The sequence below is a fragment of the Pseudomonas sp. NPDC089734 genome, from assembly GCF_044748865.1.
Classification (GTDB): Bacteria; Pseudomonadota; Gammaproteobacteria; order Pseudomonadales; family Pseudomonadaceae; genus Aquipseudomonas.
This window is the reverse complement of the sequence record NZ_JBIVGV010000006.1, coordinates 21,051-45,643: the sequence shown is the minus strand read 5'-3', so window position 1 is coordinate 45,643 and position 24,593 is coordinate 21,051. Positions and strand designations below refer to the sequence as shown.

19 protein-coding genes are annotated in these 24,593 nt (G+C 59.6%); 8 read left to right on the top strand and 11 right to left on the bottom strand.

The window, feature by feature from the left end; all coding sequences use genetic code 11:
- Window positions 1–292 precede the first annotated feature (292 nt).
- The 4 genes from ACIPY9_RS09655 to pgm all read left to right on the top strand — a co-directional run bounded on the left by ACIPY9_RS09655 (window position 293) and on the right by pgm (window position 7,456).
- A complete protein-coding gene (locus tag ACIPY9_RS09655) occupies window positions 293–1,795 on the top strand; it encodes a hypothetical protein (protein WP_400699920.1) in 1,503 nt (500 codons plus the stop codon).
- A gap of 96 nt (window positions 1,796–1,891) precedes the next feature.
- Window positions 1,892–3,292, top strand: a complete 1,401-nt coding sequence (locus ACIPY9_RS09650; protein WP_400699918.1) for a PLP-dependent aminotransferase family protein — start codon at window positions 1,892–1,894, stop codon at window positions 3,290–3,292.
- A gap of 96 nt (window positions 3,293–3,388) precedes the next feature.
- Entirely contained in the window at window positions 3,389–5,707 is a 2,319-nt protein-coding gene (locus ACIPY9_RS09645; protein WP_400700353.1) for an ATP-dependent DNA helicase, read from the top strand.
- 102 nt (window positions 5,708–5,809) lie between these two features.
- Entirely contained in the window at window positions 5,810–7,456 is a 1,647-nt protein-coding gene (gene pgm / locus ACIPY9_RS09640) for a phosphoglucomutase (alpha-D-glucose-1,6-bisphosphate-dependent) (RefSeq protein WP_400699916.1), read from the top strand.
- A gap of 54 nt (window positions 7,457–7,510) precedes the next feature.
- Here pgm and ACIPY9_RS09635 read toward each other — a convergent pair whose 3' ends face one another.
- Complete coding sequence (locus tag ACIPY9_RS09635; RefSeq protein ID WP_025260390.1) at window positions 7,511–7,786, bottom strand: peptidylprolyl isomerase; 276 nt, start codon at window positions 7,784–7,786, stop codon at window positions 7,511–7,513.
- 96 nt (window positions 7,787–7,882) lie between these two features.
- Here ACIPY9_RS09635 and ACIPY9_RS09630 point away from each other — a divergent pair, with 96 nt between their 5' ends.
- A complete protein-coding gene (locus tag ACIPY9_RS09630; RefSeq protein WP_400699914.1) occupies window positions 7,883–9,037 on the top strand; it encodes a PilT/PilU family type 4a pilus ATPase in 1,155 nt (384 codons plus the stop codon).
- A 299-nt stretch (window positions 9,038–9,336) separates the two neighbouring features.
- Here ACIPY9_RS09630 and ACIPY9_RS09625 read toward each other — a convergent pair whose 3' ends face one another.
- The 10 genes from ACIPY9_RS09625 to ACIPY9_RS09580 all read right to left on the bottom strand — a co-directional run bounded on the left by ACIPY9_RS09625 (window position 9,337) and on the right by ACIPY9_RS09580 (window position 21,400).
- Window positions 9,337–10,098: a 3-hydroxybutyrate dehydrogenase gene (locus ACIPY9_RS09625; RefSeq protein WP_400699912.1), complete on the bottom strand. Its 762-nt coding sequence runs from the start codon at window positions 10,096–10,098 to the stop codon at window positions 9,337–9,339.
- A 10-nt stretch (window positions 10,099–10,108) separates the two neighbouring features.
- Window positions 10,109–11,500, bottom strand: a complete 1,392-nt coding sequence (locus tag ACIPY9_RS09620) for a GntP family permease (RefSeq protein ID WP_400699910.1) — start codon at window positions 11,498–11,500, stop codon at window positions 10,109–10,111.
- Window positions 11,501–11,796: 296 nt separating this feature from the next.
- Window positions 11,797–13,209, bottom strand: coding sequence for a sigma-54 interaction domain-containing protein (locus ACIPY9_RS09615; RefSeq protein WP_400699908.1), 1,413 nt, complete (start codon window positions 13,207–13,209; stop codon window positions 11,797–11,799).
- A gap of 52 nt (window positions 13,210–13,261) precedes the next feature.
- Window positions 13,262–14,839, bottom strand: coding sequence for an ABC transporter ATP-binding protein (locus tag ACIPY9_RS09610; protein ID WP_400699906.1), 1,578 nt, complete (start codon window positions 14,837–14,839; stop codon window positions 13,262–13,264).
- 14 nt (window positions 14,840–14,853) lie between these two features.
- Complete coding sequence (locus tag ACIPY9_RS09605) at window positions 14,854–15,876, bottom strand: ABC transporter permease (protein ID WP_400699904.1); 1,023 nt, start codon at window positions 15,874–15,876, stop codon at window positions 14,854–14,856.
- Entirely contained in the window at window positions 15,876–16,940 is a 1,065-nt protein-coding gene (locus ACIPY9_RS09600; RefSeq protein WP_400699902.1) for a microcin C ABC transporter permease YejB, read from the bottom strand. Before ACIPY9_RS09600 ends, ACIPY9_RS09605 begins: the two co-directional genes overlap by 1 nt.
- Entirely contained in the window at window positions 16,941–18,809 is a 1,869-nt protein-coding gene (locus ACIPY9_RS09595) for an extracellular solute-binding protein (protein ID WP_400699900.1), read from the bottom strand. It abuts the gene before it with no gap.
- Window positions 18,810–19,014: 205 nt separating this feature from the next.
- Complete coding sequence (locus ACIPY9_RS09590; protein ID WP_117165564.1) at window positions 19,015–19,296, bottom strand: peptidylprolyl isomerase; 282 nt, start codon at window positions 19,294–19,296, stop codon at window positions 19,015–19,017.
- Between the two features lie 82 nt (window positions 19,297–19,378).
- A complete protein-coding gene (locus tag ACIPY9_RS09585) occupies window positions 19,379–20,461 on the bottom strand; it encodes a 3-deoxy-7-phosphoheptulonate synthase (protein ID WP_400699898.1) in 1,083 nt (360 codons plus the stop codon).
- Window positions 20,462–21,169: 708 nt separating this feature from the next.
- A complete protein-coding gene (locus ACIPY9_RS09580) occupies window positions 21,170–21,400 on the bottom strand; it encodes a DNA-binding protein (protein ID WP_400699896.1) in 231 nt (76 codons plus the stop codon).
- Window positions 21,401–21,482: 82 nt separating this feature from the next.
- Between ACIPY9_RS09580 and ACIPY9_RS09575 the strand changes: the two genes are divergently transcribed.
- The 3 genes from ACIPY9_RS09575 to uvrC all read left to right on the top strand — a co-directional run bounded on the left by ACIPY9_RS09575 (window position 21,483) and on the right by uvrC (window position 24,588).
- Window positions 21,483–21,851, top strand: a complete 369-nt coding sequence (locus tag ACIPY9_RS09575) for a helix-turn-helix domain-containing protein (RefSeq protein ID WP_400699894.1) — start codon at window positions 21,483–21,485, stop codon at window positions 21,849–21,851.
- A 266-nt stretch (window positions 21,852–22,117) separates the two neighbouring features.
- The gene (gene uvrY, locus ACIPY9_RS09570) at window positions 22,118–22,762 is read left to right on the top strand and encodes a UvrY/SirA/GacA family response regulator transcription factor (RefSeq protein ID WP_400699892.1); all 645 of its coding nucleotides are present in this window, start codon (window positions 22,118–22,120) and stop codon (window positions 22,760–22,762) included.
- Window positions 22,763–22,764: 2 nt separating this feature from the next.
- Window positions 22,765–24,588 (top strand): excinuclease ABC subunit UvrC, encoded by a 1,824-nt coding sequence (uvrC, locus tag ACIPY9_RS09565; RefSeq protein WP_400699890.1) that lies wholly within the window; start codon window positions 22,765–22,767, stop codon window positions 24,586–24,588.
- Window positions 24,589–24,593 lie beyond the last annotated feature (5 nt).

Genomic DNA, 24,593 nt, shown 5'->3' with positions numbered 1-24,593 from the left:
ATGCCGGTTGTATGGGGGGCTGCCTTTCCGGTCTTGAAGCCCGCAGCGCTATGGGGCGTTGCTCGAATTTGATGTTTTAAACGTTATGTTTATCCGACTCACTTGTCGGGCTTCTGTGTCTCGATTTCAACAGGGATCTGTACCTTGTAATTGTTTTTCCGAAACTCATAATGACGGGGTAATTCTTACTCAGGGAATGAGTCATGGTCGATTATAAGTGCGCTTGCCAGCCTGATATCCAATACCTCCCGTGCATGATGTTATGCCTTGATCGTCGGGTGGGTGAAACAGCATGAGTTCCATTCACGAACAAGCAATGAATTATGTCTATCAGCAAGTATTGCAACGCTTGCTGGGTTATTTCTCGCGGGCCGAACGAACGGCATTGCAACTGTTGATTCAACGATTGATCGTCGCGGCGGGCGGTATAGAAAGAATCTCCAGTTTCAAGGTGTTGATCGCTTTTTCGGGGGGCAAGGACAGTGCCTATACACTGGCTTTCCTGAGAGCGGCGCAGTTGAGCATTGCAGGCCGTTCGCCTGGCACCTTCAATCTGCGCGTGGCCAATATGCGCCATGTGGGCATGACGCAGGCCGTGATGGACAACATTCATCGCACGTATTCGGCCCTGTTTCTGTATGACGACCCTCGCGTCGAAATGCTGGTGGTCGACAATCAGTACATCCAGGCATTCGAGCCGGACTTGCCGCTTTCCAGTGCCGGTCGTGAGCAGAACCGTTCAGACATGCTGCTGGCGGGCCATCTATCGGCTGGCGATGGCCGGACGACCTTCTGCAACCGTTGTTACCTGGAGCTTGCCGAGTTTCTGGGGCGGGCCTCCAGCTGGGACGGTGGGGTGGATGCCGTGGTCAGTGGCGACTCCCGAAAGGAGCAGAAGCACTACACCACCTGGGTCATGCGGCTTTCCCAGCGAACGGGCCAGGGCAAGGGCAACTGGGCCGGTCAGAACCTCAATGGCGTTCTCCGTTCCATCGACACGATCGGGCAGGCTTATTATCACGAGCTGTATGGTGAGGGGGAGGAAGTCACCCGCTCGACCCGTTCCATCGCTTATCCCGGCCAGTCCATCGTGCCTGCGTTTATCAGCATCTGTGACCTGATCAGTTGCAAGGTCGAGGACCACTGGAGCCTGCTGACCGAGTTTCTGGGGTTCCGCTTCGATGATCTGGCATTCGGCTTCAGTGAGTCGGATTGCGCCAACCCGCTGCTGATGGCCCATATGCGGGGCCTCAAGGCTCAATACCTGCAAGAGCGCCGGTATGCCGACGGTATTGCCGAATACCTGGGGCTGGCCCGCCTGTTGATGCGCAGGAAACAGATGCCGGCCCGGCTGATCGACAAGGCGATGAGCGCATATGAGGGCTATGAGCGTATCGAGTCGCGCCGTGAGCTGGCGGCAGGTTACGCCCAGGAAGGTTTTGGCCTGAGCGAGGCGCAATTGATCTGCATGATCTTTTCGCCTTTCGTGGATCGCGGACGGGGTCTGGAAACGTTTCTGCGGTATTGCCACCCGGGCATGCTGGTGGCCTTGCCGGACCTGCATAAGGTGCTCTCCGGCCTGACGGCGCCCGATCAGATCACCCAGTGGCTGGTCGATATCAGTGGCTTGAGCCTCAAGGGCTTGCAAAGCTTGTACGGCAAGCAGCGGGTGGATTTCAACGATGAACAATCACTCATCGCCAGGGTTCGCGCCGCAGATCCGGACAAGCGCCGGATCATGACGGTCGACCCCGAAACGGGTGAAGCCGTGGCTGAAGTGCTCTCCGGACGCTGAGTCCTCTGTTCGGCGACATGGCGGTACCGATGGACCGGTATCGGCCTTGTCGCCATTGCCAGGAAAATCCTTTGGCCAAGCGCCGGACTGTTTCCCATGAAAAAAACGGATTTTGCCTATCAGGCGGTCTACCGCTATCTCGTTCGTCTGATCGATGAGGTTCAGACCGACTCCACGACGAAAATGCCTTCCCTGCGCCAGTTGGCCAGGCGTCTTCGCGTCTCGATTTCCACGGTACAAAGCGCCTATTCGCTGCTTGAGAAGGAAGGGCGGGTGTGCTCCGTCTCCAAATCGGGTTACTACACCTTGCCCCGTGGCAACGGCGATGCCTTTCAGGCGTCGACACTGGATGATGGCAACCTGCTGGAGGCGTTTTACCGCAATGCCCGGCGCAGTGGCGTATGGGTTTCGGCCCATGACGACCCGACCTTGCTGCAGTCGATGGAAAGTCCGCTGCCAGGCATGGAGCGCGATGTGTCCCGGCATTATCCGAGGCCGCTGAATTTCGGGTTTCAGCCGTTCGGTGACATTGAGCTGCGCGCGGCCCTGGCGGCTCGTTATACCCGGGATGCCCAGCGCTGCTGGCACCCTGAAAACGTGTATGTCGGGTCGGACATGCAAGGCGTGTTGATGGCGATCATTGATGTGCTGCAACTGCGGGACACGACCGTACTGGTGGAGTCGCCTTGCGCCTGGAACCTGTTACGTCTGTTGCAGGCTTCCGGGATCCGGGTCGTTGAAATGCCGTTGGGCGAGGCGGACAGCATCAACCTGACCGAGCTGGATCAAGTGCTGTTGACGGAAAACATCAGCCTGGCCCTGATGTCGTCACAATTCAATCCGGTACGGGGCAGCCGCTTGCCCGCTCACAATCTTCAGGCCGTGGCCCGGTTGCTCAATCGTTATCGGGTCTGGGTGCTGGAAAACGACAGCCAGGGTGAGCTGGATTTCATCTCGAGGCCACCCCCCTTGCGTGACTTGATCGACCCGCAGCGCCTGTTGATTCTGGGCAGCTTCGACAAGCTGCTCGGGCCGGAGGCGCCCTACGGGTATCTGTTGTGCAAGGCGCTTGATCATCAGTGGCAACAGGCCTTTCTGCTGCGCTCGTTCGAGCTGGCACCCATTCGCCAGAAGGCCATTGCCAGACTCTTCAATGGCGGACGTCTGGATACTCATCTGGTTGAACTCAAGGCATTGCTGATGCAGCGCATGCACATGCTGAGGCAACTGCTGGACCGGCACCTGGGGTCGTTGCTGTGCCATGAGCAACCTGAAGGGGGCTGTGGCATATGGGCTCACAGCGTGCACCCTGTGGACATGCGCCAGGTGTTCGACAACATGCTGCAACAGCGCATGGTCATTGCTCCGGGCGAGCTGTTCAGCCTGCACGGGCTGCATCGGCAAAACCTGCGCATCAGTTATGCCGTCGACTGGAACCAGGACGTGCCCCGTGCGCTCGACTGCCTGGCCGAAGCCCTGAGGCAGGCGCGGCAATAGCCGTCGATCCATTTGTATTTGCCAGGGGAGGCTAAAGGCTGCTATCTGTATGCCTATCCAGTATCGGTAACCCATAGCTGTTGCGCAGTGACCCTGATAACACCTCCCGGCCCCCATCTCGAACCCGCTCCAGCCGACGCAGAGCCATTGCGTTATGTCGTGGCCGTGCGGGCATTGTGCGAGTTCACGGCCAAGACCGGGGATCTGGACCTGCGCTTCACGCCTTCGCCTACCGCCCAGGAGGGTATTGCCGGGCACCGTACCGTGGCGGGGCGTCGTGGGGCGGCCTATCAGGCTGAGCTGTCACTGAGCGGCGAGTATCGGGAATTGACGGTCAGGGGCCGGGCCGATGGCTACGACGCTGCGCTCAATCAACTGGATGAAGTGAAAACCTACCGGGGCGAACTCGATGCCTTGCCTGCCAATCACCGTCAATTGCACTGGGCGCAGGCGAAAATCTACGGCTGGCTGCTGTGTCGGCAACTGGAGCTGAACGAGGTCGCGCTGGCGCTGGTGTATTTCAATGTCGTCAGCGAGCAGGAAACCGTGATTCGCGAGGTGTTCAGCCGCGAAGCGCTAGGCGCGTTCTTCGAGCAGCAGTGCGAGATGTTTCTGTATTGGGCGCAGCAGGAGCTGGCGCACACGGCATCGCGTAACCGGCACTTGAAGACGCTCGCCTTTCCTTACCCGGCGTTCCGCACCGGCCAGCGTGTACTGGCCGAGTCGGTCTACAAGGCGGTCAGCACCGGTTCCTGCCTGATGGCTCAGGCTCCGACCGGCATCGGCAAGACCGTCGGCACGCTGTTTCCCATGCTCAAGGCAATGCCGAATCAGCGGCTCGATAAGGTGTTCTTCCTGACGGCCAAGACGCCAGGCCGCCAGCTGGCGCTGGATGCCTTGCAGGTGATCGGGCGCCGCTTGCCTGAGCTCCAGTTGCGCGTGCTGGAACTGGTCGCACGCGACAAGGCCTGCGAGCATCCGGACAAGGCGTGCCATGGGGATTCCTGTCCGCTGGCCAAGGGCTTCTATGACCGTTTGCCTGCCGCACGCAGCGCGGCATTGAATTCTCCATGGCTGGACCGGGAGGGCGTCCGCCGAGTCGCGCTGGCCCATCAGGTCTGTCCGTATTACCTCAGCCAGGAGCTGGCGCGCTGGGCGGACGTGGTGGTCGCCGACTACAACTACTATTTCGACCTGAGTGCCTTGCTGTTCGGTCTGGCGCAGTTCAATCAGTGGCGTGTCGCGGTGCTGGTGGACGAAGCACACAACATGGTCGAACGCGCCCGCCACATGTACAGCGCCGGTTTCGATCAGCAGCAACTCCATAGCCTGCGTCAAAGCGCACCGCAGCCTCTGCAAAAGGCCCTGCAACGGCTCAATCGCCAATGGAATGCCTTGCACAAGGAGCAGGAGGGGGCTTATCGGTCCTGTGCCGACCTTCCGGAAAAATTCCTCAACAGCCTGAACCTGTGCGTGGCGGCCATGGGCGATTATTTCAATGACCACCCACAGGCCGTGGACAGTGCGCTGCAAGGCTTTTATTTCGATGCCATCGGTTTTCTGCGCATTGCCGAGCTGTTCGATGAGCATTTCATTTTCGATATCACTCTGCGGGACCCAGGTGCCAGGCGCCGTTTTTCCCGATTGACCCTGCGCAATGTGGTGCCGGCCCGGTTCATTGCTCCACGCCTGAGCGCGGCACTTGGCTCGGTGTTGTTCTCGGCCACGCTGCAGCCGCAACGCTACTACGCCGATCTTCTCGGATTGCCGGACAAGACGGTCTGTATCGATGTCGAGTCGCCGTTTCATCCCGAGCAACTGGATGTCCGTATCGTCAGCCGGATTTCGACCCGTTTCGCCCACCGTCAGGCTTCGCTGGCCCCCATCGTTGCGCTGATGGGCGAGCAGTTTCTGGCCCGGCCGGGCAATTACCTCGCCTTTTTCAGCAGCTTCGATTACCTGCAACACGTGGTCGGGCTGATGCGTCAGCGCTGGCCGCAGATCGAACTCTGGCAACAGGAGCGGGGCATGAGCGAAAGCGAGCGTCAGGCCTTTCTCGAACGCTTTACCCTGACCGGCAAGGGAATTGGCTTTGCCGTCCTGGGCGGGGCGTTCGCAGAGGGCATCGACTTGCCGGGAGAGCGCTTGATCGGGGCGTTCATCGCCACTCTGGGGTTGCCCCAGTTGAATCCGGTCAACGAACAGTTCAAGCAGCGCATGGCCGCTCTGTTCGGCAGTGGCTACGATTACACCTACCTGTATCCGGGAGTGCAGAAGGTTGTGCAGGCTGCCGGTCGGGTGATCCGCAGTCAGAGTGACCGTGGAGTAGTCATGCTGATCGATGACCGTTTTGCCGAACGCAAGGTGCAACGTCTGCTTCCGGCCTGGTGGCAGCCAGAAAACTCAGTCACTTAGGGAGCGATAGCCAAGCATTCCGGTCAAACTGCCAGTAAACTGCCGCACCATGGGCGTTTTCGCCATAACCGAATTTCCTGTCCCCCTTTCCGTGGAGGTTGTATGAGTCTCAGTCCTTTCGCCGGCAAGCTGGCTCCTGCGCAGTTACTGGTCGATATCCCGAGACTGGTCACCGCTTATTACACCGGGCAGCCTGATGCATCGATTACAACCCAGCGCGTGGCTTTCGGCACGTCCGGCCATCGTGGCACCTCGTTCGAGTTGAGCTTCAACGAATGGCATGTCCTGGCCATCAGCCAGGCCATCTGCCTGTATCGTCAGGCCAAGGGCATCCATGGCCCGCTGTTCCTGGGGGCCGACACCCATGCGCTGTCTACGCCTGCCGCCGCCACGGCCCTTGAAGTGCTGGCCGCCAATGGCGTGCAGGTGATGATCTCCGCCGGTGACGAATACACGCCGACCCCGGCGGTGTCCCATGCCATCATCTGCTACAACCGTGGCCGTACGTCCGGGCTGGCCGACGGCATCGTGATCACGCCGTCCCACAACCCGCCGCAAAGCGGTGGCTTCAAGTACAACCCGCCCAACGGTGGCCCGGCCGACAGCGACGTCACCAAGTGGATCGAGAACAAGGCCAACGAGTTGCTGGCCGAGAAGGTCGTTGGTGTGTCGCGCATGAGCCATGAAAAGGCCCTGCGCGCCGATACCACTCATCGCCATGACTACGTCAACACCTATGTGGCGGACCTCAAGAGCGTCATCGACATGGACGCCATCCGCAATGCCGGTCTGCGTCTGGGTGTCGATCCGCTGGGCGGAGCAGGGGTCAGCTACTGGTCGGCGATTGGCGAACACTACGGCCTGAACCTGGACGTGGTGAATAAGTTCGTCGATCCAACCTTCCGCTTCATGAGCGTGGACTGGGATGGGCAGATTCGCATGGACCCGTCTTCCAGCCATGCGATGCAGAGCCTGATCGGCCTCAAGGACCGCTATCAGGTGGCCTTTGCCTGCGACCCGGACCATGACCGCCACGGTATCGTGACCCCGACCGGCGGGCTGATGACGCCGAACAGCTATCTCGCCGTATCCATCGACTACCTGTTCCAGAATCGCCCGGACTGGCGCGCTGATGCGGCCGTGGGCAAGACCGTGGTCAGCAGCGGCATGATCGACCGCGTGACGGCCCGTCTGGGGCGTCGCCTGTATGAAGTCCCGGTGGGCTTCAAGTTCTTTGCCGACGGCCTGTTCGAGGGTTCGCTGGGCTTCGGTGGCGAAGAAAGCGCGGGTGCTTCGTTCCTGCGTCGCGACGGCACGGTCTGGACCACCGACAAGGATGGCTTGATCCCGGCCCTGCTGGCGGCCGAAATCACGGCGCGCAAAGAACGTGATCCGAGCGAGCTGTACACGACCATGACCGAGGAACTGGGCAAGCCGTTCTCGACCCGTGTCGATGCCAAGGCCAACCCGCAGCAGAAGGCGCTGTTGAGCAAGCTGTCGCCGGATCAGGTCAAGTCCACGGAATTGGCCGGAGAGAAGATCCAGAACATTCTCAGCCACGCGCCGGGTAACAATCAGTCGTTTGGCGGCCTGAAAGTCATGACCGAAAATGGCTGGTTCGCAGCACGTCCGTCAGGCACCGAGGACATCTACAAGATCTATGCGGAAAGCTTTGTCGGCGAAGATCATCTCAAGCGTCTGGTGGCTGAAGCCCAGGTGCTGGTGGATGAGGCGATTGCGCCGAAGTGACAGCACGGGCATCCGGGCTACGCTTGCCTTGAGCGAGCGCAGCCCGGAGGTGCATCAATCCCGGTAGAACACCTGGACCAGGTGGTAGCCGAACTTGCTCTTGATCGGGCCGTGTACGGTGCGCAGCGGTTTCTTGAAGATCACCTGGTCGATGGCTCCGACCATCTGGCCGGGCCGTACTTCACCGAGATCGCCGCCACGCTTGCCTGACGGGCAGGTGGAGTGCTTCTTTGCCAGCACATCGAAGGCCTCACCCTTGGCGATACGCAGCTTGAGCTGTTCGGCCTCTTCGGCGGTTTTCACCAGAATGTGGCGGGCTTGGGCTTTCATGTCGCATTATCACCTGTCGAAAAAGGCTGCCATTATGTCCTTGTCGTCACGTTTAGGCAGCCACGTGTTTTCTCTTATTTTTGTGCGGTGTTGATTATGGATTTTCCGGCGTTGTTGAAGATTCTGGCCAGCCAGGACGGATCGGACCTTTATCTTTCCACCGGAGCGCCGCCGTGCGCCAAGTTCAATGGCGTGCTCAAGCCGCTGGGCACTGAAACCCTGAAGCCCGGCGAGGTCGCCGTGATTGCCCAGGGGCTCATGGACGAGGAGCAGAAGCTTGAATTCCAGCGTGAGCTGGAAATGAACCTGGCGGTGTCGCTGGCGGGTATCGGACGTTTCCGGATCAATATCTTCATGCAGCGCAACGAGGTTTCGCTGGTTGCCCGGAATATCAAACTGGATATCCCGCGTTTCGAGGACCTGCACCTGCCGCCGGTCCTGCTCGACGTCATCATGGAGAAGCACGGGCTGGTGCTGTTCGTCGGTGCGACCGGCTCGGGCAAATCCACTTCGCTGGCGGCCTTGATCGATTACCGTAACCGCAATGCCAGCGGGCATATCATCACCATCGAAGACCCGGTGGAGTTCATCCATCGTCACAAGAAATCCATCGTCAACCAGCGCGAAGTCGGGGTCGATACCCGCAGTTTCCGCGCTGCGCTGAAAAACACCTTGCGTCAGGCACCGGATGTCATCCTGATCGGCGAAATTCGTGACCGGGAGACCATGGAGCATGCGCTGGCCTTTGCCGATACCGGGCACCTTGCCATTTCGACCCTGCATGCCAACAACGCCAACCAGGCCCTGGACCGGATCATCAACTTTTTCCCCGAAGAGCGCCGCGAGCAACTGCTGCACGACCTGGGCAACAACCTCAAGGCGTTCGTTTCCCAGCGTCTGGTCAAGACCCCGGATGGCAAGCGACGTGCCGCGGTGGAAGTGATGATGGGCACACCGACGATCCGCGACCTGATCCAGCGTAACCAGCTGACGGAGCTCAAGGGCATCATGGAGAAGTCCGGTAGCCTGGGGATGCAGACCTTCGACACCGCACTGTTCAACCTGGCAGTGGAAGGCGCGATCAGCGAAGAAGAGGCGTTGAAAAATGCCGATTCGCAGAACAACGTACGCCTGCGTCTCAAGTTGCACGGTGAAGGCGTGACCCAGGTGACAACACCTCCGCCTGCGCCAGTGGGGACCAGTTCGGCGAAGATGTCGGATTGGGGGTTGGTGGACGAAAAGGACGAATGATGACCTTTGTGGGACCGAATTTATTCGGGAAGGCGGTCTTCAGGCGCTGGGTTGTGTCGGGTGGACTGGTTTTTCGCGAATGAATTCGCTCCTACGGGTGGCGCATCTTTTGTAGGACCGAATTTATTCGGGAAGATGGTCTTTCAGGCGCTGGGTTGTGTTGGGTGGATTGGCTTTTCGCGAATGAATTCGCTCCTACGGGTGGCGCATCTTTTGTGGGACCGAATTTATTCGGGAAGGCGGTTTCTCGGGCACTGGGTTGTGTTGGGTGGATTGGTTTTTCGCGAATGAATTCGCTCCTACTGGGCGAGCCAGCCGCCATCGATGTTCCAGGCGGCTCCCCGCACCTGAACGGCGCCCTCGCTGCACAGGAACAGCACCAGTTCCCCCAGTTGTTCCGGGGTGACGAAATCCAGAGAAGGTTGTTTCTCGGCCAGCAAGTCCTGTCGAGCCTGATCCGGATCGCCCTGGCGATTGTCGATCTGTTGCTGCACCAGCGGCGTCAATACCCAGCCCGGGCAGATGGCATTGCAGGTGACCTGGCTGCGGGCCGTTTCGAGGCCCACCACTTTGGTCAGGCCCAGCACGCCATGCTTGGCTGCCACATACGCGGCTTTGCCGCTTGATCCCACCAGCCCGTGCACCGAGGCGATATTGATGATTCGCCCCCAATCCTTGCGGCGCATGCCGGGCAGGCACAGGCGCGTGGTATGAAACACCGAGGACAGGTTGATGGCGATGATTGCGTCCCAGCGCTCGACCGCAAAGTCTTCCACGGCCTCGACGTGCTGAATCCCGGCGTTATTGACCAGAATGTCGACCCCGCCGAATTCGCGCTCGGCATACGCAACCATGTCGGCAATCTGTGCCGGGTCACTGACATCCGCCGGGTGATAGCCGACCTGGCCACCCGCCGTCTGCACCTGGCCGACGGCTGTCGAAACGTCGCCGAAACCGTTGAGGATCAGGTTGGCACCGGCCTTGGCCAGGCACAGGGCAATGCCCAGGCCGATGCCGCTGGTAGATCCGGTGACCAGTGCGGTTTTGCCTTGCAGATTCATAATCGGCTCCTTACACGATGCCTGTGGCGTAGAACGTTGCGATCACGACGAAAACCGCCAGTGTCTTGATGAGGGTGATACCGAAAATGTCTCGATAGGCCTCGCGGTGGGTCAGCCCGGTCACGGCCAGCAGGGTGATGACCGCGCCGTTGTGGGGCAGGGTGTCCATGCCGCCGCTGGCCATGGCGGCCACCCGGTGCAGGACCTCCAGCGGGATGTTGGCGGCATGGGCGGCCGCAATGAAGCTGTCTGACATGGCGGCCAGGGCGATGCTCATGCCGCCCGAGGCCGAACCGGTGATGCCGGCCAGCAGCGTGACGGTAATGGCTTCATTGACCAGAGGGTCGGGGATGCCCTTCAAGGCGTTGGCCAGCACCAGAAAACCGGGCAATGAGGCGATAACGGCACCGAAACCATATTCGGAGGCCGTGTTCATGGCGGCCAGCAGCGCTCCGTTGACCGCACTTTTACTGCCTTCGGCCAGCCGGGTACGGATGGCACCGAAACCGAATGCCAGCACCATGGCAATCCCTGTCAGCAGGGCCGCCTCAACGGCCCATATCGCGGTCAGGCGGGCAATTTCGCTCTGAATGGGTGTCGTCATCCCCGGCAGTGCCAGGGTGTGGGTCTTGCCGTACCACTGTGGAATCCAGCCCGTGAACAGCAGGTTGCTGACCCCGACAACCACCAGGGGCGATAGCGCGAGCCACGGATTTGGCAGCTTGATATCGGCGGCCGTTTCCGGCTCGTTGCGCAACACCTGGCCGTAGCCTTCTCCGGCGCGCATGGCCTTGTTGCGCTGGCGTTGCAGATAGAGCATGCCGGCACCGAACACGAACAGGGTGCCGATCAGGCCCAGCCATGGCGCGGCCCAGGCGGTCGTGTTGAAGAAGGTGGTGGGAATGATGTTCTGGATCTGCGGCGTACCGGGCAAGGCGTCCATGGTGAAGGAGAATGCGCCCAGCGCAATGGTCGCCGGAATCAGGCGTTTGGGGATATTGCTCTGGCGGAACATTTCGGCAGCGAACGGATAGACCGCGAACACCACGACGAACAGTGAAACCCCGCCATAGGTGAGCAGGGCGCAGACCAGCACAATCACCAGCATGGCCTGGCGCGTGCCCAGGACGCCGATGGCGGCCGCCACAATCGCGCGGGAAAACCCGGAAAGTTCGATCAGCTTGCCGAACACGGCTCCAAGCAGAAACACCGGGAAATAGAGTTTGATGAAACCGACCATCTTGTCCATGAACAGCCCGGTGAACGCCGGTGCCACCGCCGAAGGATCGGTCAGCAATACCGCACCGAGGGCGGCGATGGGGGCAAAGAGGATGACGCTGTAGCCTCGGTATGCCGCGAGCATCAATAGCGCGAGCGCCGCCAGGGCAATGAGTACGCTCATGGGTGTCTCCTGTTGTTATTGTTTTATGGGCGCGGTCAGGCCGCCGCAGAGCTATAGCGGGATTCGTGCCATATGAGCAACTTATTGAAATATAAGAAAATTTAAAGGTTGTGGGTCAGCTGGTGTCCCGAAATGGAGACCTGTAGGACCGGATTTATCCGGGAAGACATTCTTCCTGACGATGCAGATGCATGGCCCTTCCCGGATAAATCCGGTCCCACAGGCAAGGCATTTCGTTCAGAGCCGGATAAATTCCGCTGAAAGGCAGGTGTCTCCAGCCAGAGACGCCTGTCTCTCTATGGAGACTCGGCAATCCCCAGCACGGCCATCTTCTTGTAGAGCGTCGAACGCCCCAGCCCGAGCTGGCTGGCCGCTTGCACCACATTACCCTCGCATTGCAGCAACGTTGTCTCGATCAATTGCCGGTCACAGCGTTGGCGGGCCTGGCTGAAGGTTTCATGGACCTGGGGGCGAGTTTCCCGACCATTTCCGCTGCCGATCGGGAGCAGGGTGCCGATGGCCGCGTGAATGTCCCGTGCGGAGAGTTGCAGATCGTCGCTGAGCAGCGCTGCACGCTCCAGGACATTGCGCAGTTCGCGGATATTGCCGGGCCATGCATGCTGCGCCAGCAGTTTGAGGGCGGCGTCTTCAAGCTCATGCTGGCTGTGCAGCTCTTCGAGAATGCTTTCACTGAGGACGGGCAAATCCTCCAGGCGCTCGCGCAAGGGCGGTACCTGAATGGGCAGCACGTTCAAGCGATAGTAGAGATCGGCGCGAAACTCGCCGCGTTTGATCGCACCCTCCAGATCGATGGAGGTGGCGGCGATGAAGCGCACATCGCTCTGGAACACTTCATTTGAACCGACGGGTTCGTATTCCTTTTCCTGCAACACCCGCAGCAACTTGCTTTGCAAGGTCAGTGGCATGTCGCCTATCTCGTCAAGAAACAGCGTGCCGCCCTGGGCAATTTTCAGCTTGCCCGACCGGCCTGTGCGCACCGCGCCGGTAAAGGCTCCGGGAGCGGTACCGAAGAATTCGGCTTCGAGCAGTGCTTCAGGGATGGCAGCGCTATTGATGCTGACAAAGGGTTTGTCGGATCGTGGCGATGCGTTATGGATGGCATGGGCCAGCAATTCCTTGCCGGTGCCGGTCTCGCCCAGCAGCAGGACCGGTGATTCGGTGCTGGCGCTGCGTCGGGCCCGGCGTTTGACTTCCAGCGTGGCTTCGCCGATGCCGATGAAGTGCGCAAAACTGTATTTTGCCTGTCGGGCCTTGAGCAGCGAGCGGGTGGTGGCCAGTTCCTGCTGCATGCTCAGGTAGCGCTTGAGCAAGGGCGACAGCGTCTGTAACTGATCGAACAGGGCGAAGCCGATGGCACCGATCACGGAACCTGCGCTGTCATGAATCGGCAGACGCATGACCACCAGTGGATCCTTTGCCGTGTCCATCATGTCCAGCAGGATTGGCTGACCATTGCTGGCAACCTGACGCAACAGGCTTCCGGGGATCACGCTTTCGCAGGGCTGGCCAATGGCAAGGCTGGCATCCTGCAGGCCAAATCGACGGGCATAGCGCTCATTGATCCAGACGATGCGCGCCTCTTTATCGACAATCACGGTGCCTTCACTGCACTGTTCGATGATCTCGAACAGTGAGCGGGTCGCAAGACGCTGGATGTTTCGGTAATCGCTGAGCGTGTTGTCTTTCATGGGGATGTTCCGTCATTTGGCCCCGGCGTACGGCCTGAGGGAATGCCTGTTGTTATTCTGGGTGCGCTGCCGCCAGCAACTCTCGGGTGTACGGATGCCGGGGCGCATCGAAAACATCGTGACTGGCACCCCGTTCGACGACCTTGCCATCCTTGACGACGATGACATCATGGGCCAGAGCCTTGACCACGGCCAGGTCATGGCTGATGAAAAGGTAGGTCAGGCCATGTCTTTCCTGCAGTTCGCGAAGCAGGGCAACGACTTGTTTCTGTACGGTACGGTCCAGCGCCGAGGTCGGCTCGTCGAGCAGTATCAAGGCAGGCTTGAGCACCAGCGCCCGGGCGATGGCAATACGCTGGCGCTGACCGCCGGAAAACTCATGGGGATAGCGATGGCGGCTTTCAGGGTCGAGGCCGACATCCTCCAGGGCACGAATCACTTCTTCGTCGCACTGCTGCGAATCCAGTTGCCGGTGGACTTCCAGGCCTTCGGCAATGATCTGCGCCACGGACATGCGCGGGCTGAGACTGCCGTAGGGGTCTTGAAAGACCACCTGCATCTCCTTGCGCCAGGGGCGCATCTGCTTCTGGCTCAACCCGTCCAGTGCCTGCCCCTGAAAGCGGATACTGCCACGAGACTCCAGCAAGCGCAGGATGGCCTGACCAAGTGTCGATTTGCCCGAGCCGGACTCTCCCACTATGCCCAGCGTCTTGCCGCGTTCGATGCTCAGGCTGATGTCATCGACGGCCTTCAGGTACTCCCTGTGACGACGCAGAATGCCACCTGCCAGCGAGAACCAGACATGCAGGTTCTCGACCTCCAGCACCTTTTCACGGGTATCCCGTGGCAGCGGTTCACCCGCCGGTTCGGCATCGAGCAAAAGACGGCTGTAAGGATGTTGCGGCGACTTGAACAAGGATTGGCAATCGGACTGCTCGACGATTTCTCCGGCGCACATCACGCATACGCGCTGGGCAATGCTGTGAACCAGGTTCAGGTCATGGCTGATCAGCAGCAGCGACATGTTCAGACGGTGTTGCAGTGATTTGAGCAGCAACAGAATCTTGCGCTGTACGGTCACATCCAGCGCCGTGGTGGGTTCATCGGCAATCAACAGTTCCGGTTCGCAGGCCAGGGCCATGGCAATCATCACGCGCTGGCGCTGGCCGCCGGACAGTTCGTGGGGATAGGCCTTGAGGCGTTTTTGCGGATGCTGGATACCGACCATTTCCAGCAGCTCGATGATGCGTGCCTGAGCTTCGCGGCCGCTGATGCCCCGGTGCAGCAGCAGGGTTTCACCGATCTGTCTGGCAACCGTGTGCAAGGGGTTCAGGGAGGTCATGGGCTCCTGAAAGATCATGGCGATGCGATTGCCACGCAGCTCGCGCAATGTTTGCCCGCTGGCCCCGATCAATTCCTGGCCCCGGTAGGTGATGCTGCCGGTCGTGGTCGTGCCGGAGGAGGGCAGCAGTTGCAGTATCGAGTGTGCCGTCACCGACTTGCCCGAACCGGATTCTCCCACCAGTGCCAGGCATTCGCCGGCCCGGATGTCCAGGCTCAGGTTACTGACGGCCTTTTGCCCGCTGAACGCGATGTTCAGGTCCCGGATCTCAATCAACTTTTCGGACATCTCAAGGCCTCGGTTCAGGAGCGGGGATCAAAGGCGTCGCGCAACGCTTCGCCAATGAACACCAGCAGCGTCAGGATCAATGCCAGTGCGAAGAAGGCTGTCAGTCCCAGCCAGGGGGCTTGCAGGTTCTGTTTGCCCTGGGCGATCAGTTCGCCCAGCGACGCGCTGCCGGCCGGCATACCGAAGCCCAGGAAGTCCAGTGCAGTCAGGGTCGAGATGGCGCCGGTCAGGATGAAGGGCAGGTAACTCAAGGTCGCGGTCATGGCATTGGGCAGGATATGGCGCACGATGACGGTACGGTCGCTCAACCCCAGGGCACGAGCGGCCTTGACGTATTCCAGGTTGCGCCCGCGCAGGAACTCGGCACGTACCACGTCCACCAGCGTCAGCCAGGAGAACAGCGCCATGATGCCCAGCAGCCACCAGAAGTCGGGCTCGACGAAACCTGAAAGGATGATCAGCAGGTACAGCACCGGCAAGCCTGACCAGACTTCCAGCAGGCGCTGGCCGATCAGGTCCACCCAGCCACCGTAATAACCCTGCAAGGCTCCGGCAGCGATACCGATCAAGGCGCTGATGGCCGTCAGGATCAGGGCGAACAGAATCGAAACCCGTGCCCCGAAAATGACCCGCGCCAATACGTCGCGTGCCTGATCGTCGGTGCCCATCCAGTTGACGGACGAAGGCGGGCTCGGGGCCGGGACCGACAGTTCATAGTTGGGGGTGTCGGCGCTGAATGGAATCGGTGCAAACAGCATCCAGCCTTGGCCACCGGCAATCAGGTTCTGCACGTATTCGCAGCGGTAATCGGGTTGAAAGGGCAGTTCTCCGCCGAAATCCTGCTCGGTATAGCGTTTGAAGGCGGGGAAGTAGAGTTCGCCCTGATAGCTCATCACCAGCGGTTTATCGTTGGCGATCAGCTCGCCTCCCAGGGTCAGTGCAAACAGGGCGCAGAACAGCCACAGCGACCACCAGCCCCGGCGGTTGGCGCGAAAGCGTTCCAGGCGACGTCGAGCCAGAGGAGAAAGACCGGGCATCAGGCATTCCTCGCACTGAAGTCGATTCGAGGATCAACCAGGGTGTAGCCGATATCGCCCACCAGTTTTATCAGCAAGCCGAACAGGGTAAAGATGAACAGCGAACCGAACACCACCGGATAGTCCCGCGATACGGCGGCTTCGTAACTCATGCGCCCCAGGCCGTCGAGGGAGAAAATGACCTCGATCAACAGTGAACCGGCAAAGAACACGCTGATGAACGCCTGAGGGATGCCGGACACCACCAGCAGCATGGCATTGCGAAAGACGTGGCCGTACAGCACGCGCTGTTCGCTCATGCCCTTGGCTCTGGCGGTCGTGACGTACTGGCGGGTGATTTCATTGAGAAAGGCGTTCTTGGTCAGCAGGGTCAGGGTGGCAAACCCGCCAATGACCAGTGCCGAGACGGGCAGCACCAGATGCCAGAAGTAGTCGGCCATTTTGCCGAGGGTCGAGAGCTGGTCGAAGTTGTCCGATACCAGGCCGCGTACCGGGAACCAGTTCAGTGATGTTCCGCCGCAGAACACCACCACCAGCAACATGGCGAACAGAAAGGCCGGCATCGCGTAGCCGATGATGATTGCGGTGCTGCTCCAGATATCGAACGGGCTGCCATGGCGGACGGCCTTGCGGATGCCCAGTGGAATGGACACCAGATACGTCAGCAGTGTCGCCCAGAGGCCGAGGGAAATGGACACCGGCATCTTTTGCAGGATGAGGTCCGTGACCGTCGCGCCCCGGAAGAAACTCTTGCCGAAGTCCAGTTGCGCGTAGTTCTTGAGCATCAGCCATAGCCGCTCATGCATCGGTTTGTCGAAACCGTATTGGCGCTCGATTTCCTTGATCAGTCTGGGGTCAAGTCCACGGGACGCTCTGGACTGGCCAGTGCCGCTCGTTTCGGCTGCCGTCATGCCTGCGCTGACACCACCCAGACCTTGCAGGCGGGCAATGGCTTGCTCCACCGGCCCGCCGGGGGCGGCCTGCACGATAAAGAAATTGACCAGCAGGATGCACAGGAGCGTGGGCACGATCAGGAGCAGGCGTCGCAGGATATAACCGAGCATTCACTTCATCTCCGAAACAAGTGCCGAAGCGCCGCGTCTGGCGGCGAATTGCTCGTTGTTCAGCGGTGTCGGGCTGACTTCCCACCAGGTTTCGATGGCTTCGCTGTTGCTGGCCTGGACCTTGGGAATACCGAAGCGATTCCACCAGACGGTCGAGGCGCCGGGCGGGTAATAGTTGGGAATCCAGTAGTAGTTCCATTGCAGGACCCGATCCAGGCAGTGGGCGTAATTGCTCATCGTCACCGGGTCGGCGGCCTTGGTCAGCCCGTCGATCAAGGTGTCCACGGCCGGGTCCTGCAAGGCCATGTAATTGGTGGACCCCGGGTCGTTGGCGACCCCGGAGCCAAAGCTGTTGTAAAGATCCGTGCCGGGCGATGTCGAGACCGTATAGCCGGTGACGATCATGTCGTAGTCACGGGCCATGACACGGTTCAAGTATTGGGCCGCATCGATGCGGCGGACATCGAACTGAATGCCGATCTGCGCCAGATTGCGTTTGTAAGGCAGCAACAGACGCTCGAACCCCGGCTGACCGTTGAGGAAGGTAAAGCGGAACGGTTCTCCCCGGACGTTGACCAGTTGATCGCCTTTGGGTTTCCAGCCGGCCTCCTGCATCAAGGCCAGTGCCTGCAATTGCTTGTCGCGAATGAACCCGGTGCCATCGGTTTTCGGGTTCTTGAAGACCGTAGTAAAGGCTTCGTCGGGAATGCTGCCGCGCAAGGGTTCGAGAATCTTCAGTTCGGCGGCTGTGGGCGGTTGTGTGGCGGCCAGTGTCGAATTCGAGAAATAGCTGTTCTGGCGGATGTACATGTTGCGCATCATCTGCCGGTTGGTCCATTCGAAATCCCAGAGCAGCGACAGCGCCTGACGCACGCGCCGGTCCTGAAACATGGGGCGGTTCAGGTTGAACACGAACCCTTGCGAATTCTGGACCGCGCCCCTGGCCAGGTGAGCCTTCTGCAGCAGGCCTTCCTCCATTGCCGGGCCGTCATAGCGGATCGAGTAACCGGTGGCCGAGTATTCACGGTTGTAGTCGTAGGCTCCGCCCTTGAGTACCTGGCGGGCGACATCCGTATCGCCGAAGTACTCGATGCTGAACCTGTCGAAGTTGTACAGGCCCTTGCTGACCGGCAGGTCCTTGCCCCACCAGTCCGGATCGCGCTCGAAGGTGATGCTGCGTCCCGGATCGACATGGGCGATCTTGTAGGGGCCACTGCCCGGCGGGATCTCGAAGCCCGCACCACCGGCAAAGTCGCGGGTTTTCCACCAGTGCTCGGGAAACACCGGCAATGAGGCCAGGTCCAGGGGCAGGGTCCGGTTCTCATTGTGCTTGAAGTCAAAGCGGATCCGGGACTCGGACTCCACTTCCAGGCCTTTGACTGCGTCGAACTGGGTGCGGTATTGCAGGCTGCCCTGAGTCATCAGCAACTCATAGGTGTATTTCACGTCGTTGGCGGTGATGGGGGTGCCATCGGCAAAGCGTGCCCTTGGATCAAGATAAAAGCGCAAGGACATGCCGTCCGCCGAGCGTTCCATCTGCTGCGCGACCAGCCCGTATACCGTGTAGGGCTCATCCAGTGATTTGACGGCCAGCGGGGAGTACAGCATGCCGTTGATCTGCGAGACGCCGATGCCCTTGTCGGTGTACGGCATCAGGTGATCGAACTGCCCGATTTCCTGGGCCGAGCGGCGCATGCTGCCGCCTTTGGGGGCATCAGGGTTCACGTAGTCGAAGTGCTGGAAGCCGGCAGGATAGCGCGGTGGTTCGCCGTACACGGTCAAGGCATGCTGGGGTGCGGCAGACAAGGCCTGAAGTCCCGTGACCAGCACCATTATCGGAGCGATCAGCAGTGAGCGGACAAAACGCATGACTCGAATCCTGACTGATGTCCGCGAGCGAATATCAGGGTTGAAGAGGGGGATGCCAGACAGCGCTCGGCTTCTGGGTCTTTTCACGATCGCTCGCCAAGGTACCGGATAGCAGCAGGCTTTGTAACCGCAAATATTGACTGCGCAAATGAAAACGGCCCATCCGAAGATGAGCCGTTCGATGTACTTGATCAGCGCGCCGGAATCAGTCCTGGCGGCTGGTCACTTCCAGCAAGTGGTAACCGAACTGCGTCTTGACCGGGCCTTGCACGACGTTGACGGGTGCGCTGAACACGACGGTGTCGAATTCCTTGACCATCTGGCCTGGACCGAACGAGCCCAGGTCGCCGCCTTGACGGCTCGAAGGGCAGCTGGAGTTGGCCTTGGCAATCTCGGCGAAATCAGCGCCGCCTTCGATCTGAGCCTTGAGTTCGTTGCATTTCTCTTCGCTCGAAACAAGGATGTGGCGGGCAGTGGCTTTAGCCATGGGAAAGTGTCTCCTGTCAGAAAAAGAAAGAGCCTACCGGAATCAAGGCTGCATTTCCTGATAAAAGTTCATCGCGAACCGATTACCTGTAGCGCAACCGGTCCACTGCCTGACGTAACAGTTGCTCGCTGCCTTCCCAGCCCAGGCAGCCGTCGGTCACCGAAACCCCGTACTGAAGCGTTTCACTCAGTGGCTGGCAGCCCTCGAAGAGGTGGCTTTCCAGCATCATGCCGATCAGCGATGTGTCGCCCTGCAAGCGTTGTTCAAGCACATCATTGAAGACTTGAGGCTGGCGCAACGGGTCCTTGCCGCTGTTAGCATGACTGCAATCGACCATGATCCTTGACGCAATGCGATGTTTCTCGAGGCTGGCGCGGACCAGGGCGACGCTCTGGCTGTCGTAGTTGGGGCCGCGATGGCCGCCGCGCAGGACGATATGAGTGTCCGGGTTGCCTTGTGTCTCGATGATCGCCGGGTGACCTTGACGGTCGATGCCGAAATGGCGATGCGGATGGGCGGCCGAGCGCATCGCGTCACTGGCGACCGCCACGCCGCCGTCGGTACCGTTCTTGAAGCCGACCGGCATGGGCAGGCCGCTGGCCATTTCCCGGTGGATCTGGGATTCGGTGGTCCGGGCACCAATGGCTACCCAACTGAGCAGGTCATCGAAGTAGCCGGCAGCCATGGGTTGCAGCAGCTCCGTGGCAATCGGCAGCCCCATGAGAAGCATCTCGCGCATCAGATGGCGTGAAAGCGAGAGGCCGGCGGCCATGTCATCGCTGCCATCGAGCGCAGGGTCGTAGGCAAGGCCTTTCCAGCCTACCGTGGTGCGGGGCTTCTCGACGTAGGCGCGCATCACCAGCAGCATCTGATCGCTGACTTCGGCTGAGAGGCTGGCCAGACGTTCGGCGTATTCGAGCGCCGAGCGTGGGTCATGCAGGGAGCAAGGGCCTGCGATGACCAGAAGACGGGAATCATCCCCGTTGAGAATCGCACGCACGGCACGACGATGGGCGGCGACCTGTTCAGTCAGGGCCGGGCTCAGTGGCAGGCGATTTTTCAGCTCAAGGGTGCTGGGCAGGCGCGTGGGGGCCGGGGTGTTGTCGAGCAGGGTGACAGTGGCGCTGGACAGGTCGGACGGTTTTACGGCAACGGACGAATTCATGATCGGGTTTCCTGGGCTGGCGGGCATCTTCCCGCTCAAGACCCTATTGGGGTGTTCGACAATTGGCCTGACTGGCCATGCGTTTGAGATTGCCACCTGGCAGTGACCGATCGGAGGCGGCTGGCTGTCCCGAACGGAGGTTGCTAAATCGCCAGGCGAAGTCGATGTCGTTGCGGTAATAGAAAGTGTTGTTCATGTCGTAGTCCTCAAGTGGATTCATTCGGGTTTCAGTGGCCCGGAAAAACAAAACCCCCGGTCGGGGAGCCGACCGGGGGTAGAGAGTTCTCTGGTTGGCGTCCCTTGAATCCGGGCGCCTTTCGGGTATCAGGCGCGCCAGTGGCTAAACCAATACCCATAATAAAAATTGACTGGCAGACAGACAGCAACCGACCCGGCCTGCACAGCAATGCCCGCGGCCAGGCGATCAACGCTGGACGTCTGCAAGGGCTGTGATGACGCGAATGGCAACATGAGGTGTCTCCAGAAAGTGAATCGGAGCTTACCGCAGGCGAATGCTCTGATTCAATTGGAAAATTCAATCGGCGGGATTGAACGCGGTGTAACCTGTAAACATTGAAAACGCTCAGGCCACTGATGTGGTGGTTTAAATCGTTATCTATGCGTAGACAGGCTCTGTCGGAAAAGTAGACGGCTGAGGTCGGATTGCTTTGGTAGCGATTGAGGTTTTCTGGAGTGGCCGATGCTTGCTTAATCTGCCGGCTGTTCTTTTTCGCTGTCTTGTGACGGAATCACGCCAACCTTCATCCCCAGTAAAACAGCTACTTTATGGGATTCACCACGACGTCCCTTCTTGCGCCCGGCCAGTACCTGGTAGGTGGTTGCCGGATCAATGTTGTTTTCCCTGGCAAATTCTTGAACCGATTTTCCCTGTTGATCGAGCCAGGCCTTGGCTTGTGCGGCGGTGCGTATTCCGGGCATAGTTCAAAACCGTTCAAATAAGTTTAAATTTGTCTGAATTTTACCATTCGTAAGGATAGGGTCAATAAGGTTGCGCATTCAAATGAGTGGAATTGGGTCTCGCTTAAGGAAAGAAAGAGAACGTCTGGGGCTTTCTCAGCGTGCCTTCGGAGAAATAGGTGGCGTGGAGGCGAATGCGCAAGGGAAATATGAGAGTGGCGATCGCGCGCCCAAGGCCGATTATCTTGCTGCCGTCGCTGCCAAGGGCGTCGATGTGCTCTATATCCTGACCGGAACACCGACGCCGACGCCGCTCGACAATCTCAGCACCGCAGAGGAAAAGGTGCTGGGCAGCTATAGAACACTGCTCAAGGAGGATCAGGATGCAATCAGCCGGTTGACGACCACCATGGCGGAGTTGTCGGCTTCCTACACAGTCCACAATAAAACGCTGGACGGTGAGAAGAACTGACGGCATATCTGCCAATTGAGCGTTTTCGAGAAAAAATGCTGGTGTCTTAAGAGGTTAGTGATAGTTTGTGGGAAACGCTGTCCACCTGTCGATCACGAGTCATTCATATCCAGTGTCATTGTCATTAACGTTTCAGTGCAACCGTGCCTGTCGCATCGCCCAGGCGCGCAGTGGCGCGGTTCGTGTCGAGACAGCGCACTAGGTCTGACTCATGGTTTTTGTTATGGTGTCTGGCATTCGTTATGACTGTTGGGCGAGGTGTCTGCTTGATTAGGGTGCTAGTTGTCGATGACCATGATCTTGTTCGGACAGGCATCACACGCATGCTGTCCGATATAGATGGCTTGCAGGTTGTCGGTCAGGCTGAGTCTGGTGAAGAGTCTCTGAAGAAAGCCCGGGAACTGAAGCCCGATGTCGTCCTGATGGACGTCAAGATGCCCGGTATCGGTGGGCTCGAGGCAACTCGCAAGTTGTTGCGCAGCCACCCGGAAATCAAGGTCGTGGCCGTGACCGTGTGTGAGGAAGATCCTTTTCCTACCCGATTGCTGCAGGCCGGGGCCGCCGGATACATGACCAAAGGGGCAGGGCTGTCGGAAATGGTCCAGGCCATCCGGCTGGTCTTTGCCGGGCAGCGTTACATCAGCCCGCAGATCGCTCAGCAACTGGCGTTGAAGTCCTTTCAGCCGCAAGTCAACAACTCGCCGTTCGATCTGCTGTCCGAACGCGAAATCCAGATTGCCCTGATGATCGTCGGGTGCCAGAAGGTCCAGACCATTTCCGACAAGCTGTGCTTGTCACCCAAGACGGTCAATACTTACCGTTACCGTATCTTCGAGAAGCTTTCGATCAGCAGTGATGTTGAACTCGCTTTACTGGCTGTACGTCACGGCATGGTTGATGCCAGCGCCTGAACATGACCCAACCTTTTGATTCAAGTGCGTTTCTTGCAACATGCAGTGGCCGTCCCGGTGTGTATCGCATGTTCGATACCGAGGCACGGCTCCTGTATGTCGGCAAGGCCAAGAACCTCAAGAAACGCCTTGCCAGCTACTTTCGCAAGACCGGGCACGCGCCCAAGACCAGCGCCCTGGTTGCCCGTATCGCCCAGATTGAAACCACCATCACGGCCAACGAAACCGAGGCCCTGCTGCTGGAGCAGACCCTCATCAAGGAGTGGCGGCCTCCTTACAACATCCTGCTGCGCGACGATAAGTCCTATCCGTATGTCTTCATGTCGGAAGGGGCATTTCCGCGCCTGAGCATTCATCGCGGAGCGAAAAAGGCCAAGGGTCGGTATTTCGGCCCTTATCCGAGCGCCGGAGCCATCCGGGAAAGCCTGAGTCTGTTGCAGAAGACCTTTCTGGTTCGTCAGTGTGAAGACAGTTATTACAGGAACCGCAACAGGCCGTGCCTGCAATATCAGATAAAACGCTGCAAGGCCCCCTGTGTCGGGCTGGTGGAACCGGAGGTCTACGCCGAGGATGTACGCCATTCGGTGATGTTTCTCGAAGGGCGCAGCAATGCCTTGACCGATGAACTGAATGCGTCGATGGAAAAGGCGGCCATGTCTCTGGAGTTCGAGCGGGCTGCCGAGCTGCGGGATCAGGTTGCCTTGCTGCGTCGGGTTCAGGATCAGCAAAGCATGGAAGGCGGGACAGGGGACGTGGATGTCGTCGCGGCGTTCGTGAATCCGGGGGGCGCCTGTGTGCATCTGATCAGCGTGCGGGGCGGGCGGGTGCTGGGCAGCAAGAACTTCTTCCCGCAGGTCGGCATCGAGGAGGAGGTGGGAGAAGTCATGTCCGCCTTTCTGGCCCAGTACTTTCTGGGAGGCGTCGACCGTGAGCTGCCTGGCGAAGTCATCGTCAATGTCGTCCATGAGGATTTTCCAACCCTGATCGAGGCCATCGAAGCGTCTCGAGGGCGCGAAATGACCATCAGCCATCGGGTACGAGGAACGAGGGCGCGCTGGCAGCAACTGGCCGTCACCAATGCCGAGCAGGCGTTGACGGCACGTCTGGCCAATCGTCAGCATGTGGCCTCGCGTTTCGAGGCGCTGGCACAGGTGCTCAAGCTCGATGAGCCGCCGCAACGTCTCGAGTGCTACGACATCAGTCATTCCAGTGGCGAGGCGACGGTGGCGTCCTGTGTCGTCTTCGGGCCGGAAGGTGCGCTCAAGTCGGATTATCGACGCTACAACATCGAGGGTGTCACGGCCGGGGACGACTATGCGGCCATGCACCAGGCGCTGACCCGACGCTTCAGCAGGATCAAGGATGGTGAGGGCAAGTTACCCGATGTGCTGCTGGTGGACGGCGGCAAAGGGCAGATGGCCATGGCACGTGATGTCCTGAACGAACTGGCGGTACCCGACCTGATCCTGCTGGGGGTTGCCAAGGGCACCACCCGCAAGGCCGGATTCGAGACGCTGTACCTCAATGATGCCGCCCATGAATTCACCTTGCCGGGGGATTCGCCCGCCTTGCACCTGATCCAGCAGATCCGGGACGAGGCGCACCGTTTTGCAATCACCGGGCACCGCGCCCGGCGTGGCAAGACGCGTCGCACATCGACCCTTGAAGGGGTCGCCGGTGTGGGGCCGACACGGCGTCGCGACCTGCTCAAACATTTCGGTGGATTGCAGGAATTGTCCCGTGCCAGCATCGATGAAATAGCAAAAGCACCCGGAATCAGCAAAAAGCTGGCAGAGTCGATTTATGCAAACCTGCACAGCGAGTAGAATGC